At 75.3% G+C, this 16,801-nt stretch carries 5 protein-coding genes; 1 reads left to right on the top strand and 4 read right to left on the bottom strand.

Annotated elements, in window-relative coordinates; all coding sequences use genetic code 11:
* Positions 1 to 4: 4 nt before the first annotated feature.
* The 4 genes from O7609_RS06390 to O7609_RS06405 are packed head-to-tail and all read right to left on the bottom strand — an operon-like array spanning position 5 to position 15,586.
* Complete coding sequence (locus tag O7609_RS06390; protein ID WP_269743220.1) at positions 5 to 3,382, bottom strand: amino acid adenylation domain-containing protein; 3,378 nt, start codon at positions 3,380 to 3,382, stop codon at positions 5 to 7.
* Positions 3,379 to 6,705: a type I polyketide synthase gene (locus O7609_RS06395; RefSeq protein WP_269743221.1), complete on the bottom strand. Its 3,327-nt coding sequence runs from the start codon at positions 6,703 to 6,705 to the stop codon at positions 3,379 to 3,381. Before O7609_RS06395 ends, O7609_RS06390 begins: the two co-directional genes overlap by 4 nt.
* Positions 6,702 to 13,823: a type I polyketide synthase gene (locus O7609_RS06400; RefSeq protein ID WP_269743222.1), complete on the bottom strand. Its 7,122-nt coding sequence runs from the start codon at positions 13,821 to 13,823 to the stop codon at positions 6,702 to 6,704. The genes O7609_RS06395 and O7609_RS06400 overlap by 4 nt, the downstream gene beginning before the upstream one ends.
* The gene (locus tag O7609_RS06405; RefSeq protein ID WP_269743223.1) at positions 13,823 to 15,586 is read right to left on the bottom strand and encodes a fatty acyl-AMP ligase; all 1,764 of its coding nucleotides are present in this window, start codon (positions 15,584 to 15,586) and stop codon (positions 13,823 to 13,825) included. The genes O7609_RS06400 and O7609_RS06405 overlap by 1 nt, the downstream gene beginning before the upstream one ends.
* A gap of 436 nt (positions 15,587 to 16,022) precedes the next feature.
* Between O7609_RS06405 and fabG the strand changes: the two genes are divergently transcribed.
* Positions 16,023 to 16,772, top strand: a complete 750-nt coding sequence (gene fabG, locus O7609_RS06410; RefSeq protein ID WP_269733974.1) for a 3-oxoacyl-[acyl-carrier-protein] reductase — start codon at positions 16,023 to 16,025, stop codon at positions 16,770 to 16,772.
* Positions 16,773 to 16,801: the final 29 nt, after the last annotated feature.

Consider the following 16,801-nt stretch of genomic DNA (forward strand, 5'->3'; position numbering starts at 1 on the left):
TCCCCTACTGCTTCCGTGGGCGTGCGCGTCGGGCGGCGGCTTGTTGACGTTGGCTGTGGGCCCGGCGGCGGCCGGCCGCCCGGGTCCGGGCACCGAGGCTTCCGCCGGCGCGGTCGGCGGCGGGCCTGCCGAGGTGGGCGGCGAGCGAGCCGACGGTCGGGTACTGGAACAGCTCGACCATCGAGATCTCCGTGCCCAGGCTCTCGATGAGCCGGAGGCGCAGCTCGGACATGCGCAGGGAGTGCCCGCCGAGGTCGAAGAAGTTGTCGTGGGCGCCGACCTGTTCGAGGCCGAGCAGCTCGCACCACAGGGCGGCGATGGTCCGCTCCAGCTCGTCGCGGGGCGCCACATAGGGGATGCGGGCGGCGGCGCGCCCGAGCTCCGGTTCGGGCAGCGCCTTCCGGTCGACCTTGCCGTTGGCCGACAGCGGCAGCTCGGGCAGGACGACGAAGGCCGAGGGCACCATGTACTCGGGCAGCCGCCGGGCCAGGAACCCGCCGAGCTCGTCCTCGGGCACGTCCGCGCCGGAACCGGGTCCGGTCCCGTCACCGGCGCCGGTGACGTAGGCGACGAGCCGCTGGTCGCCGCCCGCGTCGGGGCGGGTGACGACGACGGCCTCGGCGACGCGCTCGTGCCGGGTCAGCTCGGCCTCGATCTCCCCGAGTTCGACGCGCAGCCCGCGCAGCTTGACCTGGTGGTCCAGCCGGCCGAGGAACTCCAGGGCGCCGTCGGAGCGGAACCGGGCCAGGTCGCCCGTCTTGTACAGCCGGGGCCGGGTGCCGTCCGGCGCGGGCGGGTCGAAGGGGCTGTCCACGAACCGTTCGGCGGTCAGCTCCGGTCGGCCCAGGTAGCCGCGGGCGAGGTTGCGGCCACCGATGTGGAGTTCGCCCGCGACGCCGGTGGGCACCGGCCGCATCCGCTCGTCCAGGACGTACATCCGGGTGTTGGCGATCGGGTGCCCGATGGGCACCGGGCGGGGGTCGTCCTCGTCCCGGCGGCACGGCCAGGCGGTGACGTCGACGGCGGCCTCGGTGGGCCCGTAGAGGTTGTGCAGCTCGGCCGGGAGCCGGTCGAGGCAGCGCTCGGCGAGGTCGCGGGGCAGGGCCTCGCCACTGCACACGACGCGCCGCAGCCCCGTGCACTCCTCCACCCCGGGCTCGCGCAGGAACAGCTGGAGCATGGAGGGGACGAAGTGCACCGTCGTCACGGCCTCGGCGCGGATCGTGCGGGCCAGGTAGCCGGGATCGCGGTGGCCGCCGGGGCGGGCGACGACGAGGGTGGCGCCGGTCATCAGCGGCCAGAAGAACTCCCACACCGAGACGTCGAAGGAGAACGGCGTCTTCTGCAGCACCCGGTCGTCCGCCGTCAGCCCGTAGGCGTCCTGCATCCACAGCAGCCGGTTGCGGATCGCGGCGTGGACGTTCTGCACGCCCTTGGGCCGGCCGGTGGAGCCGGAGGTGTAGATGACGTAGGCCAGGTCCTCGCCGCCGACGTCGGACTCGGGGTCGTGCTCGGGTTCGCCGCCGAGGTCCAGTTCCTCGGTGCACAGCACCTCGGCGGCCGTCTCCGGCAGCCGCTCCAGCACGTCGCGCCGGGTCAGCAGCACCGGGACCCGCGCGTCGGCGAGCATGAACCCCAGCCGCTCCTTGGGTAGTTCGGGGTCCAGCGGCAGATAGGCGCCACCGGCCTTGAGGACGGCGAGCAGCGTCTCGACCAGCTCCACGGAGCGGTGCATGGCGACACCCACCGGCACGTCGCGCCCGACGCCGAGCGAGCGCAGCCGGTGCGCGAGCCGGTTGGCACGACGGTTCAGCTCCGCGTAGGTGAGGGTGACGCCCTCGAACCGCAGGGCGGGAGCTTCGGGCGTGCGGCGGGCCTGGTCCTCGAAGCAGGTGTGGATGAGCCCCTTGCCCGGCCACTCGGTCTCGGGCCCGGCCCCGGCGGCGAGCGTCCGGCGGGTCTCGGCCTCGTCGAGGAGCTCCAGCTCGGCGACGGGGGTGTCGGGCTCGCGGACGACGCGTTCGGCCAGCCGGCGGAAGTGCCCGGCCAGGCGCGCGACGGTGGCCTCGTCGAACAGCTCGCGGTCGTACTCGAACCAGCCGTTCACCCCGTCCTCGACGTCGAACAGCTGGAGTTCGAGGTCGAAGCGGGCGCCCTCGCTGCGCAGCGCCATGCGGGTCAGCTCCATGCCGCCCATGGCGAGTGCCGGCACGGGCTCGCGTCCGTAGGAGAAGCTGACCTGGCACAGCGGCGGCCTGCTCAGGTCCCGTTCGACGCCGAGCTCCGCGACGATCAGCTCGAAGGGCACGCTCTGGTGGGCGTAGGCGTCCAGGCAGGCGTCCCGCACCCGTTCCAGCAGCCCGCTGAAGGACGGCTCGCCGCCGAGCCGCACCCGGATGGGCAGGGTGTTGACGAAGTAGCCGATCACCGGCTCCAGTTCGGGCCGGTCCCGGACGGCGACGGGGACGCCGACGACGAGGTCGTCCTGCCCGCTCCAGCGGTGCAGCAGCAGCTGGAAGACGGCCAGCATCGCCATGTACGGGGTGACCTCGTGCCGCTTGGCGAGGTCGGTCAGCTCCCCGGCGAGCGGCCCGGTCAGGCTGAACGGGACGGAGGCGCCGTTGAAGGACTGCACCGCCGGGCGGGGGCGGTCGGTGGGCAGGTCGAGGTGGTCGGGGGCGCCGGCGAGGTGCCCGCGCCAGTGGGCCAGGTCCGGCGCCCAGTGCCCGTCGGCCCGCCGCCGCTGCTGCCAGGTGGCGAAGTCGCCGTACTGGATGTGGAGTTCCGGCAGCGGTGAGGGCTGCCCCGCGATGTAGGACTCGTACAGGGTGGACAGTTCGGTGAGCAGCACGCCCAGCGACCAGCGGTCGGAGACGAGGTGGTGCATGGTGAGGACGAGCACCCAGTCCTCGTCGGCCACACGCAGCAGCCGGGCCCGCAGCAGCGGGCCGGTGGCGAGGTCGAGGCCACCGCGCAGGGCCTCGGCCTGGACGAGGTCGGCCAGCGCCGCCTCGTCGGCCACCCGGCCGCGCAGGTCGTCGCAGGGCAGCTCCGGGTCGAGCCGCCCGTGCACCACCTGGACGGGCTGCCCGTCGCGCAGCGTGAACGCGGTGCGCAGCGCCTCGTGGCGGCGCACGATCTCGCCCAGCGCCCGGTGCAGCGCCCCGGTGTCGAGCCGTCCGCGCATCCGGACCGCCCCCGGCATCAGATAGGCGGGGTTCCCGGGGCGCAACTGCTCCAGGAACCACATGCCCTGCTGCATGACGGCCAGCGGGAACGTCGTCGTCCGGTCCTCGGAGCGGCCGCGCTCCCTGAGGAGCCGCTCGAACCGGGCGCGCTGCTCGGGGGTCAGGGCGGCGAGCCGGGCCTGCAGGTCGCTCATGCCGCCGTCCCTCCGTTCAGCCCGTCCAGCTCGGCGAGCAGCTCCTCGGCGACGTCCTCGAACCGCTCCACACGGGTGATCGGGACGTCGTCCGCGGCGGCGGGGCCGGCGGCAGGCCCGGGTTCGGCCGCCGGATCGGGCAGCTGCTCCAGGATCCGCGACGCGACGCCGCGCACGGTCATGCCCTTGAGGAAGGCGGCGATGGGCAGGGTGACGCCCAACCGGTCCTGGATGTCGTTGCGGATCTCCACGGCCATGAGGGAGTCGAGCCCGAGCCCGGTGAGCTGCTGGTCGGGCTCGATCTGCCCCTTGGAGCGCAGTACCGCGCGCACCGTGGTCAGCAGCCGGTCGGTGAGGAACCCCTCCCGCTCCTCGTCCGGCACGACCCGCAGCTCCTCCGGGGTGGGCAGGAGGCTCTCCCGGCCCCGCCTGCGCGGCGCGCGCGCCGGGGCGTCCCGCACCTCCTCGCCCTCGTCCCCGGGCCGGGACCCGTCGCCGCCGGTCCAGGAGAAGGCCGCGCCGGTGCCGCTCGGCCGCTGCCAGCAGCGGGTGCGGTCGAAGGCGTAGAGGGGGACGTCGGTCCTGGTGCGGGTGTAGTCGGCGTCGAAGCGGGCCCAGTCGAGGTCGACGCCGCCGACGTAGAGTTCGGCCGCGGCACCGAGCAGCCCCTCCCAGTCGTCCTCCTTGGGACGCAGGCTCGGCACCAGCCGCGCCCCGGAGCCCGGCGGCAGGGTGTCGCCGACGAGCCCGAGGAGCGTGGGGGCGGGGCCGACCTCCAGGAAGGTGCGGTAGCCCAGGTCGTGCAGCGTGGTCACGCCCTCGGCGAAGCGGACGGCCTCGCGGGCGTGCCGGCACCAGTAGTCGGCGTCCGGTGCCTGGTCCCAGGGCCACAGCTCGCCGGTGAGGTTGGAGACGACGGGTACCCGCGGGGGCGCGAACTCCACCTTCTCCACCAGCCGGCGCAGCGGCTCCAGGATCGGTTCGACGAGCGGCGAGTGGGAGGAGGTGGAGATGCGCAGCAGCTTGGTCTGCGCGCCCCGGGCCTCGAAGGCCGCGCAGACCTCCGCCACGGCCTCCCGGTCCCCCGAGACGGCCGTGTTGGCACGGCCGTTGACGGCGGCGACGGAGATCCGCTCGGCCGGATACCCGGCGACCACCTCGGCCACGTCGGCGGCCGGGGCGAACACGGCGGCCATCGCGCCCGTCTCGGCGAGGGTCTGGAGCAGCCGGCCGCGCTCGGCGATCAGGTGGAGGCCGTCCTCCAGGGACATGGCCCCGGCGAAGCAGGCGGCGGCGTACTCGCCGAGGCTGTGGCCGAGGACGGCCGCCGGTTCGACGCCCCACGAGCGCCACAGCTCGGCCAGGGCGTACTCGACGGCGAACAGCACGGGCTGGGAGTAGGCCATCTCGTCGACGCGGCCGGGCGCGGCGTCGTCGGAGTAGAGCACCGAGAGAAGCGGGGTCTCCAGCACCGGGCGGAGGATCTCGTCGCAGCGGTCGAGCACGCGCCGGAAGGTGGGCTGCGTCGCGTAGAGGCCGCGGGCCATGCCGGTGCGCTGCGGCCCCTGTCCGGTGAAGAGGAAGACGACGTCGGCGGAGTCGGCCTCGTCGTGGAAGAGGCCGTCGGCGGGCTCTCCCATGACGAAGCCGCGCAGCTTGGCGGCCAGTTCGGTCCGGGTGGCGCCGACGGCGGCGATGCGGTGGGGGAAGTGGGAGCGGCCGGTGTTGGCGGAGTAGCAGATGTCGGCCAGCGGGGCGGGGTCCTTCGCGGTGAGCCGCTTGGCGTGGCGCTGGGCGAGGGCCAGCAGGGCGGTCTCGCTCTTGGCGGAGACGGTCAGCAGGGACCGCGGCCGGGTGGTGTCCCCCCGGTCCTGGCCCGTGTCCCGGTCCTGGTCCGTGCCCCGGTCCTCGTCGTGGCCGGGCCGCGCCCCGGAGGGGGCCGGCGGCTCCTCGACGATCAGGTGGACGTTGGTCCCGCTGAAGCCGAAACTGCTCAGGCCCGCGAGCCGCCGTCTCTCGCCGCCCGTCCACGGGGTGAGGGCGGTGGGCACGGCGAACGTCGTGCCGTCGAAGGAGATGTGCGGGTTCAGCTCCTTGAAGTGCACCGTCGGCGGGATGGCCGCGTGCTGCAGGGAGGTGACGATCTTGATGAGCCCCGCCACCCCGGCAGCGGCCTCCAGATGGCCGAGGTTGGTCTTGGACGAGCCCAGGTAGAGCGGTTCGCCCTCGGGGCGGCCGTAGATCTCGGCGAGCGCCTCCACCTCGATGGGGTCGCCGAGCTTCGTCCCGGTGCCGTGGGTCTCGATGTAGCCGACGTCCGCCGGGTCCACGCCCGCCGCGTCCAGGGCGCGGCGCAGCACGTCGCGCTGGGCGGCGCCGTTGGGCGCGGTGATGCCGGAGCTGTGCCCGTCCTGGTTGACGGCCGAGCCCCGGATCACGCCGAGGACGCGGTCCTCGGCGGCCAGGGCGTCCGAGAGCCGCTTCAGGACGACGACGCCGCAGCCCTCGCTGCGCACGAAGCCGTTGGCCGAGGCGTCGAACGTCTTGCAGCGGCCGTCCGTGGAGAGCATGTCGGGGAACTGCGAGAAGGAGATGGCCGCCTGCGGGGTGAGCACCGCGTTGACGCCGCCGGACAGCGCCATGTCGCAGTCCCCGCTGCGCAGGCTCTGGCACGCCTGGTGGACGGCGACGAGGGAGGAGGAACAGGCGGTGTCGACGGCGAGGCTCGGGCCGCGCAGGTCGAGGAGGTAGGAGATCCGGCCGGGGAGGATGGAGTGGGCCGTGCCGGTGCTGGCGTAGGCGGTGATGTCGGCGGGGTGCCCGAAGACGTTGGCGGTGTAGTCGGTGCTGCACACGCCCATGAACACCCCGGTGCGGCTGCCCGCCAGGGAGTGGGGCGCGATCCCGCCGTGTTCCAGGGCCTCCCAGGCGACCTCCAGGGCCAGCCGCTGCTGCGGGTCCATGGCCATGGCCTCGCGGCGGGAGATGTTGAAGAAGTCGTGGTCGAACCGGTCGATGCGGTCGACGAAGCCGCCCCAGCGGGTGCTGGCCTTGCCGGGGGTCCGGGGCCGCTCGTCGTAGAACGCGTCGACGTCCCAGCGGTCGGCGGGCACCTCGGTGATGGCGTCGGTGCCCTCGCTCAGCAGCTTCCAGTAGCTCTCCGGGTCGGCGACGGAGCCGGGGAAGCGACAGCCGAGCCCGACGACGGCGATCGGCTCGGAGCGGGCCCGCTCGTACTCGGCGACCTGGCGCTGGAGCCGCTCCATCGTGAGGTAGGCGCGTTTGAGGGTGGCCGTCGATGTCGGCGTCTCCTGCGGCGTCATCGGGCGTTTCCTTCCTCGATCTGCGTCATCTTGGCCAGGAGCAGCGCCTCGATGTCGCTGTCGGCGAGTCCGTCGAGCTCGGCTGTCTCGGTGTCGGTCTCGGGTCCGCCGGGAGGTGGCGGTGCGGCGGCGGGATCCGGGAGGGGCGCGGCGGCGTCCGGCGTGCGGTCCGGGGCCTCGGGCGCGTCCGCGGGCTCCTCGGGGGCGTCCAGGGGGACGTCCATGCGTTCGGCGAGGTACGGGACGAGGGCGTCGATCGTCGGGAACCGCCAGGTGACGGTGGCGGACAGCCCGACGCCGAGCGTGGCCTCCAGATGGCGGCGCAGCTCCAGCGAGAGCAGCGAGTCGAAGCCCATGGTGGCCAGCGGTACGCCCGGGTCAACCGTGGCCGGGTCCACCGCGAGCACGCGGGCGGCCAGGTCCCGGCAGTGCCCGGCCAGCCGGGTACGCCGCCGGCGTCCCGGCGGGGTGGCGAGGAGCTCCTCGCGGAACGCCGCGGCGGCGCCACCGCCCCGGCCCGCACCGCCACCGCCGTCCGCGCCGTCGGCGTCCGCCGACCCGGCCGCGAGCCGGGTCAGCAGCTCGGGCAGCAGCCCGCCCTCGGCCGCGCTCCGCAGCCGCGGCAGGTCCAGGGGCAGGACGCTGACCTGGGCGGCGGTGCCGCGCAGCAGCCGGTCCAGGGCAGCGACGCCCTGCGCGGGGGTGAGGCTGCGGACGCCTTGGGCGTCGAGGGAGCCGCCTCGGTCGGGCCGGGCGGCGAGCCCGATCTCCGCCCAGGGCCCCCAGTCGATGCTGAGGGCGGGCAGCCCGCGGGCGCGCCGGTGCCAGGCGAGGGCGTCCAGGTAGGCGTTGGCGGCGGCGTAGTTGCCCTGCCCGGCGGAGCCGACGAGGGCGGCGGCCGAGGAGTAGAGGACGAAGAGGTCGAGCTCGTGGCCGAGGGTGGCGCGGTGCAGGTTCCACGCGCCCTCGGCCTTGGGCGCGGCGACGGAGCGCATGCGGTCCGCGTCGAGTTGCCGCAGGACGCCGTCGTCGAGAACACCGGCCGAGTGGAAGATCCCGGCCGGGGGCGGCATCTTCGCCTCGATCTCGGCCACCAGCCCGGCGACGTCCTCGTAGCGGGAGACGTCGGCCGCGCGGACGGCGACCTCCGCCCCGGCCGCGCGCAGTTCCCCGACGGCGCGGGCGGCCTCGGCCGAGGGCGCGCCGCGACCGGTCAGGACGAGGTGCCGGGCGCCCTGATTGACGAGGTGCCGGGCGGTGGCGAGGCCGAGCGCGCCCAGCCCGCCGGTGATCAGATAGGTTCCGTCGGCCCGGACCGGCGAGGCGTCCGGGGGCACGGCGAGGACGGGTTCGGCCTCGGGACGCAGGACGATCTTGCCGGTGTGCCGGGCCTGCGCCATGTGCGTGAAGGCGTCGGCGGCCCGCCGGTAGCCGAACTCGGTCACCGGCAGCGGGCTGAACGCGCCGTCGGCGAAACCCCGTCCGACCTCGCGCAGCAGCTCGGCGATCAGCTCGGGCCGGTGCAGGATCGTCCACTCCAGGTCGACGGCGAGGAGGGCGCGTCCCTGCTTCAGGGCACCGAGGCCGAGCGGGCTGTCGGCGTGGAGGTCCCGCTTGCCGATCTCCACGAACCGTCCGTGCGGGGCGAGGAGGGACAGGCTCCGGGTGAGGGCGCGCCCGCTGAGCGAGTTGAGGACGACGTCGACGCCCCGGCCGCCGGTGCGCTCCATGACCTCGTCGGCGAAGGAGAGGGAGCGCGAGTCCATGACGTGCTCGACGCCCAGGGCGCGCAGCAGGTCGCGCTTGGCCTCGGAGCCGGCGGTGGCGAAGACCTCCGCCCCGGCGCGCCGGGCGATTTGGAGGGCGGCCAGCCCCACTCCGCCCGTCGCCGCGTGGATGAGGACCCTCTCCCCCTCGGCCAGCCGGCCCAGGTGCTCCAGACCGTAGAGGGCGGTGAGGAAGGCCACGGGGACCGCGGCCCCCTCGGCGAGGTCCAGCGTCCCGGGCAGGGGGGCTGCCAGCCGGGCGTCGGTGGTGGCGTAGGCCGCCATGGCGGACTCGGCGAGCAGCATCACCCGGTCACCGGGCCGGTGGGGGGTGACGCCCTCCCCGACGGCGCTGACCCGCCCGGCGCACTCCGCACCGAGCGGCGCCCCGCCGGGCGGCATGCCGGGGTAGGTGCCCATGGCCTTGAGGACGTCGCTGAAGTTGAGTCCGGCCGCGCCCACCTCGATCTGTATCTCGCCGGGGCCCGGCTCCCGGCGCTCGCAGCGGGTGGCCGCGAGGCTGCCGAGCACGCCGGGGCGGGTCGGGAGGATGCGCAGGTTGCCGTCGGCCGCCGCGTCGAAGGGCCGCTCCCGCCACGCGGCCGCCTGCTCGGCGGCAGGCCGCCGGTGGGCGACGAGCCCGGGAGTGCGCAGGGTGCCCGCGCGCAGGGCGAGTTGGGCGGGCCCCGGCGTGCGCAGCACCTCTTCCAGGACGCGGCCCACGCCCGTGACCGGGGCGTCGGGATCGAGGTCCACGACGACGGGCCGCAGTTCGGCGTGTTCGACGGCGACGACCTTGGCCAGGCCCCACAGCGGCGCCTGGGCCGCCGTGGCCGGGGCCTGTTCGTCCCCGAGGTGCTGCGCGCCCCGGGTGAGCAGGACGAGCCGGGGTGTCTTCGCCGCCTCCAGCCGGTCCAGGCCCTGTACGAGGTGGAGCGCGGAGACGCAGCCGAGGTCGTAGCCCGCCCCGAGCGGCCCGGGCCCGGCGGGCGCGGAATCCGGGTCCGGATCCGGGTCGGCGAGGTCCAGGCCCCAGGCGTGGACGGCCCCGGCGCAGCGGCCGGCCCGGTTCGCCGTCGCCGCGTCGAGGACGGCGGCGAGGTCGTCGGGGTGGCCGGGCCGCGCCTCGAAGTGGCCGTCGTCCAGGTGCCGGTAGTGTTCGCCGGGAGCGACGGTGACGCAGGCGGTGCCCCGGATCGCCAGCCGCGAGCGCAGGTCCTCGGCGACTCCGCCGCCGTCGGCCAGCAGCAGCCACCAGCCGGCGTCGGCGGCCGGGCCCGCGGGCGTGTCTGCGGGGGTCCAGGTATCCCAGCCGAGTTCGAGCAGGGCGGAGTCGACCGGGTCGGTGCCGGCCGCGGGTTCGAGCCGCCGCAGCCGGATGCCGTCGAGCCGGCCGGCGGGTTCGCCGTCCTCGTCGTAGAGCTGGACGTTTCCGGTGACCAGGCCCTCGTCCTCCGCGTCGCGGTCGCCGTCCGGGCCGCCCTCGCGGTCGCCGTCCGGGCCGGACCGGGGGCGCGGCGCCGGGCCGGTCTCGACGTAGGCCCACCGCGGGGCGCGGGGCCGCGGCGGGCAGTCGAACGTGCCGACGGCCACGGGCAGGTGGGTGCCGCGTCCGGCCTCCTCCCCCGTCCCGCCGAGGGCGGCGGCCAGGGCGTGCAGGCAGGAGTCGAGCAGCGCGGGGTGGAGGAGGTAGCGGTCGCGGTCGCGCGCGACGTCCTCGGGCGGCCGGATGCGGGCGAGGGCCCGGCCCGCGCCGCGCCACAGGCTCTCCACGCCCTGGAAGCGCTCGCCGTACTCCAGCCCGTCGGCGCGCAGCGCGGCGTAGTGCGCGGCGCGGTCTACGGGCTCGGGGCAGGCCGCCCGGGCCTCGGCCAGCGGGACGCCCCCGGCCGCCGGGGCACCGTCGCTGACCGGGGCCCCCTCGGCCGCCGGGTCCGGTGCGGCGGGCCGCGGGCCGTAGCCGCCGTCGGCCGTCAGCTCCCAGTTCTCCTCCGGTCCTTCGGCCCCGGCCTCGCGGTGGTAGAGCCGGAAGGAGCCGGAGCCCGCGTCCCCGGGTGTGAGGACGAGTTGCAGGTTCGGCTCGTGCACCGTCTCGGCGGCCGTCGCCGCGCGCGTGAGCCGGACGTCGGTGAGGACGGCGTCGTCCCCGGCCAGGTCGCGGGCGGCGGCCAGGGCGGCGTCCAGGGTGAGGCTGGCCGGGAGCACGACGGTGCCCCGCACCCGGTGGTCGGCCAGGTAGGGGAAGCTCTCCAGGTCGACGTGGGCGGCCCAGTGGTGGGCGCGGGGCGCGGTGGCGGCGTGCAGGTGGCCCGTCAGCAGCGGGTGTCCGCCGCCGCGTCCGGCACCCGCCCCACGGCGCGGTCCGGCCTCGGTCCAGTGCCGGCGCCGCTGCCAGGGGTAGCGGGGGAGGTCGGTGGGGCGGCCGCGCAGGGCGCCGACGCGGGTGAGGTCCACCGGCCGCCCCGCGCAGTGGAGGGCGCCGAGCGCGCCGAGCAGCGCGGCGCTGCCGCCCTCGTCGCGGCGCAGGGAGGACACGACGGCGCCGTCGGTCTCGCGCTGTTCCATCCGCTCGGCCACGGAGGGGCCGAGCAGCGGGTGGGGCGAGATCTCGACGGCGGTGTCGTGGCCGGAGTCGACGAGCGCCGTCATGGCGCGGTCGAACTCGACCGGGCGGCGGAGGTTGGCGGCCCAGTAGGCGGCGTCGAGCGCCTCGCCCTCGATGGTCTCGCCGGTGACGCTGGAGACCATGGGGAGGGTCGTCGGGGCCGGGACGAGCCCGTCCAGCAGCGCGAGCAGCTCGTCGTGCTGCGGGTCCATGTGGGCGCTGTGCGAGGCGAAGTCGACGGACTCCAGGACCCGGCAGAAGTGCCCGGCCTCCTGAAGGCGTTCGGCGAGGGTGGCGATGCCCTCGGCGTCGCCGGAGAAGACGGTGGAGGTGGGCCCGTTGCTCGCGGCGAGCGAGACGCCGTCCAGCCCGAGCCGGTCCGGCCATGCGGCGGCGGCCTCGCGGGAGAGGGCGGCGACGGCCATCCGGCCACCGGTCGCGGAGCGGATGACCCGGCCGCGGTGCAGGGCGACGCGCAGGGCGGTGCCCAGGTCGAGGGCGCCGGCGACGTGGGCGGCGGCGATCTCGCCGACGCTGTGGCCGACGACGGCGTCGGGTTCGACGCCCCAGGAGCGCCACAGGGTGGCCAGGGCGATCTGCACGGCGCACAGGGCCGGTTGGCACACGTCGCTCTCGCCGAGCCGGGAGGCGTCCGGGGCGGCGAGCAGCTCGTCGAGCAGGGACCAGTCGACGTGCCGGCGCAGGAGCGCGTCGCAGCGGTCGAGGGTGTCGTGGAAGATGGGCTCGTTCTCCAGCAGTTCGGCCGCCAGCGGCCACCAGCGCGGGCCCTGGCCGGAGAACACGAACGCGGTCCTGTGGACGCGCCCGGGCCGGATGCGGCCGTCGACGAGCCCGGGGTGGGGCTCCCCGGCGGTGTGGGCGGCGAGCGCGGCGCGCAGCTCGTCCGGGGTGGAGCCGACGCAGGCGAGCCGGTGTTCGTGGGCTTCGCGGCGCAGGGCCGCGCTGTGGCAGACGTCGGCGAGGCGGAGGTTCTCCGCGGGCTCGGCCAGCAGCTCCCGGTAGCGGGCGGCCAGCTCGCCGAGGGCCTCGGGGGTGCGGGCGGAGAGGGTCAGCAGCCGGGCCCGGCCGGAGGTGTCCGGCCGGGCGGGGGCGGACGGCGGCGCCTCCTGGAGCACGAGGTGGCAGTTGGTGCCGCCGAAGCCGAAGGAGCTGACCCCGGCGGTGGCGACCTCCGCGTGGCCGGGGAACTCGCGGGTGGTGTCGGCGACGCGCAGGGCGAGATCGGCGAACGGGATGTGCGGGTTGGGCTCCCGGTAGTGCAGGCTCGGCGGGACGGTGCGGTGGGCCAGGACGAGCACGGCCTTGATGAGCCCGGCGATCCCGGCGGCGGCCTCGGTGTGCCCGATGTTGGATTTGACGGAGCCGACGAGGAAGGGCTCGTCGGCCGGGCGCCCGGCCCCGAGGACGGCGCCAAGCGCCTTCGCCTCGATGGGGTCGCCCAGCAGGGTGCCGGTGCCGTGGGCCTCCACGTACCCCACGTCCGCCGGGTCGACGCCCGCGGTGCGGTAGGCGTCGCGCAGCATGGCCTCCTGGGAGCGCGGGTTCGGGGCCATGAGTCCGTTGGTGCGCCCGTCCTGGTTGACGGCACCGCCGCGGATGACGGCGAGGACCCGGTCGCCGTCGGCCCGGGCCCGCGAGAGCGGCTTGAGCAGCACCATGCCGACGCCCTCGGCGCGCACGTAGCCGTCGGCGGCGGCGTCGAAGGTCTTGCACCGGCCGTCGGCCGCCATGGCGCCGCTCTTGCTGAAGTTGACGGCGGGGGCCGGGGAGAGGATCAGGTTGACGCCCCCGGCCAGGGCCGCGGTGCACTCGCCCGCCGCCAGGCTCGCGCAGGCCTGGTGCACGGCGACGAGGGAGGAGGAGCAGGCGGTGTCCACGGCGAGGCTGGGGCCGCGCAGGTCGAGCAGGTAGGACAGCCGGTTGGCCGCGACGCTGAGGGCGTTGCCCGTCATCGTGTAGGCGTCGATGCCGTCGAGGTCCTGGATGCGGGGGCGGCCGTAGTCGTTGTTGGCGATGCCGACGAAGACGCCGGTGGCGGAGCCGGCGAGCCGTCCCGGAGGCGTTCCGGCGTCCTCGAGCGCCTCCCAGGCCACCTCGGCCAGCAGCCGCTGCTGCGGGTCCATGCCGTCGGCCTCGCGGGGCGGGATGCCGAAGAAGTGGGCGTCGAACTCGTCGAAACGGTCGACGAACCCGCCCCACCGGCTGTTGGTGCGGCCCCGGGTCGCGGGGTCCGGGTCGAAGTGCTCGGCCACGTCCCAGCGGCTGGCGGGCACCTCGGTCACCGCGTCGCGGCCCGCGAGGAGCAGCTCCCAGAAGGCCGCGGGGCCGTCGACGCCGCCGGGGAAGCGGCAGCCGACGCCGACGACGGCGACGGGCTCGCCCGGTTCCGCGCCGGCGGGCCGGGCGGGCGGCGGGGCCGGGGCGGCGGCCCGCGCCGGGGCCTGTTCGCGGCCGAGGTGTTCGGCGAGGGCCTCGATCGTCGGGTACTCCCAGACGAGCGTGGCGGGCAGTTCGCGGCCGGTGAGGGTCTCCAGCCGTCCGACGATGCCGACCATGTCCACGGACTTGAGCCCGAAGGAGGCCACGGGCGTGCGCGGGTCCACTTCGGCGGGCGGGACCGAGAGCCGCCCGGCGACCTCCTCGGTGAGGACGGCGAGCACCTCGTCCCGGTCCGGCACGCGGGGCGCCGGGCCGGTCGTGCCGTTCCCGTGCGGGCCGTCGCTCATCACGCCTCCCCCCACCGCGCCACGGCGGTGAACTCACCGCTCAGGTACGCCTGGCGGCACGCCGAACGCTGCACCTTGCCGCTGGACGTCTTGGGGATGCCGCCGGGCCGGACGAGGACGATCGCCGAGACGGCCAGTCCGTGGTCCTCGGTGACGGCCGTGCGGATCGCGGCCAGGGCGCGCTCGGCCTCCTCGGCCGCCAGCCGGGGCCGGGTCTCCTGGAAGACGACGAGCCGCTCCTCGCCGTCCCGGTCGACGGAGAAGGCGGCGGCGCTCGGGCGCAGCACGGGGTCGGCGTGCTCCACCGACTGCTCGATGTCCTGCGGGTGCCGGTTCTCGCCGTCCATGACGATGACGTCCTTGCTCCGGCCCGCGATGTAGAGCTCGCCGTCGTACAGGAAGCCGAGGTCGCCGGTGCGCAGCCAGGGGCCCTCGCCGCCGTCCGCCGGCCGGGCGGCGAACGTCTCCTCGGACTCCTCGGGGCGCTTCCAGTAGCCGCCGGCGACGCTCGGTCCGCGTACCCAGATCTCGCCGACGTGGCCGTCGGGGAGCGGGGTGCGGGTCTCCGGGTCGACGACGGCCAGATCCTGGCCGGGCGCGGTACGGCCGCAGCCCACCAGCTCCTTCGCTCCGTCGGCCTCTTCGCCGGCCGGGACGGGGACGGCCCGGCCGCGGACGAACTCCTGCGGGTCCAGCCTGAGCCGGACGACGTCGGCGTCGCGGTCACCGGCGGAGGCCATGAGGGTGCCCTCGGCGAGGCCGTAGCCGGGGAAGAACATCTCGCGCCGGAAGCCCTGCGGGGCGAAGGTCTCGGCGAACCGGTCGAGGGTGGCGCCGCGCACCGGCTCGGCGCCGGAGAAGGCCACCTTCAGGCAGCTCAGGTCGAGTTCGGCCCGCTCCTCCTCGCGGATCTTCGAAAGGCACAGCTCGTAGGCGAAGTTGGGCGCCCCGGTGACGGTCGCGCGCAGGTCGCTGACGGCGCGCAGCCAGCGCAGCGGGCGCTTGAGGAAGGCCGTCGGCGACATCGTGGTGACGACGCGGCCGAGGTAGGCGGGGAGCAGCATCGTCCCGATGAGCCCCATGTCGTGGTAGGGCGGGAGCCACGTGACGATGCCGCCGTCCGGGTCGTCCTCACGGAACCAGGCGTCCGCGAGGCAGTCCAGGTTGTGGATGAGGTTGGCGTGGCTGACCATCACGCCCTTGGGCCGCCCGGTGGACCCCGAGGTGTACTGGAGGAAGGCGGTGTCCGAGGGCGTCGCGTCCGGGCGCCGCCAGCCGGCGGCGGCCGGGATCCCCTCGGCGTCGTCGACGGCCAGCCAGTCCAGGCCGCGCAGGCTCGGGGCGTGGGTGTTGATCTCCTCGGCCAGGGCGGCGACCTCGGAGGTGGCCAGGACTACCGAGGGCTGCGCGTCGGAGATGACGCTGACCAGACGCGGCAGGGTCCGCTTGAGGAGGGCCGGGTTCGGCGGGTACATCGGGACGGCGATGACGCCGGCGTAGAGGCAGCCGTAGAACGAGGCCATGTAGTCCAGCCCCGAGGGGCACAGCACCAGCGCACGGTCGCCGGGCGACATCCGCTCGCGCAGGGCGCGGGCGACGGCCCGGGCGCGGCGGTCCATGTCGCCGTTGGAAAGCGTGAGCGGCTCGCCCTCGCCGTCGGTCAGGAAGCGGTGGATGTGCCGGTCTGGGTGTTCGAGGAACGCCGCCCGCAGGTGGTCGACAAGCGTGGCGTCGGCGTTCCTTCCGTGACCGCTCTGCGGCATCACGACGGAGCCCCTTTCAGGCTGTGCACCACCGCGCGGGACGTACCGCGGCGGAGGGGGGACGAGAAGGCTTCGGGGTGCGCGGGTGGTGGGTCGGACCACATCGTTTCCGGCCATTCCCCGTGGAACGCGGACGACCGTACGTGGGCTCCGCGACACGGGAAAGAGAAACCCCCATCGGTCGCCGCCCACCGCCCGAAGCCCCCTTCGCCCATCTGCGTTCTTCCAGTTCCGAAGCGGTCTCCGCGCGTTGATCGGCCATGGGGGTTTCGCTTCCCGGCGCCGTCGGGGGCTGGTTAGGCTCCGGGCGCTCCGGGATCGGGCCACGGACGAACGACGCTCAGGGAGAGCGGAGTTTCGGCCCCGGTGGGGGTCACCCCTGCCCGCCCGCCGCCGCAATCCACGAGCCGCCGCAGTCCACGAGAGGGAGAACCCCATGACCCAGTCGTCGCCCGACCCGGTGGCGCTCGTCACCGGAGGATCACGCGGGATCGGACGGGCCGTGGCGCTGCGGCTGGCCCGGGACGGCCACGACGTCGCCCTGTGCTACGCCAGCAACTCCGCCGCGGCGCTGGAGCTGGAGAAGGAGATCCGGGAGCTGGGCCGCCGTGCGCACGTCCAGCGGGCCGACGTGGCGGACGCCGACGCGGTGACGGACCTGGTCGCCGAGACGGAGGACGCCCTGGGCCCGGTCACGACCGTCGTCGCCTCGGCCGGAGTCATCCGGGACACCCCGCTCGCGCTGATGGAGGACGAGGACTGGCACACCGTCCTGCGCACCAACCTCGACGGCGTCTACCACGTGTGCCGCTCCGTCGTGCAGGGCATGATCCGGCGCCGGCACGGCTCGATCGTGACCGTCTCCTCCGTCGCGGGGCTGCACGGGAACGCGACGCAGACCAACTACGCGGCGTCCAAGGCCGGGGTCATCGGCTTCACCAAGTCGCTGGCGCGGGAGGTCGGCCGGTACGGCGTGCGCACCAACGTCGTGGTCCCCGGGTTCATCGACACCGACATCACCGCCGAGCTGCCGCCCGACCTCATGGAGCGCGCCCTCCAGCACATCCCCCTGGGCCGCACCGGCCGCGCCGAGGAGGTGGCCGACCTGATCTCCTACCTGGTCTCCGGGCGGGCCGCCTACATCACCGGCGCCGTCCTCCAGATCGACGGCGGCATCCACGCCTGACGGCGCCCGTGCGGGCCGCGGCCGGCCGG

The organism is Streptomyces sp. WMMC1477 (assembly GCF_027460245.1).
GTDB lineage: Bacteria > Actinomycetota > Actinomycetes > Streptomycetales > Streptomycetaceae > Streptomyces.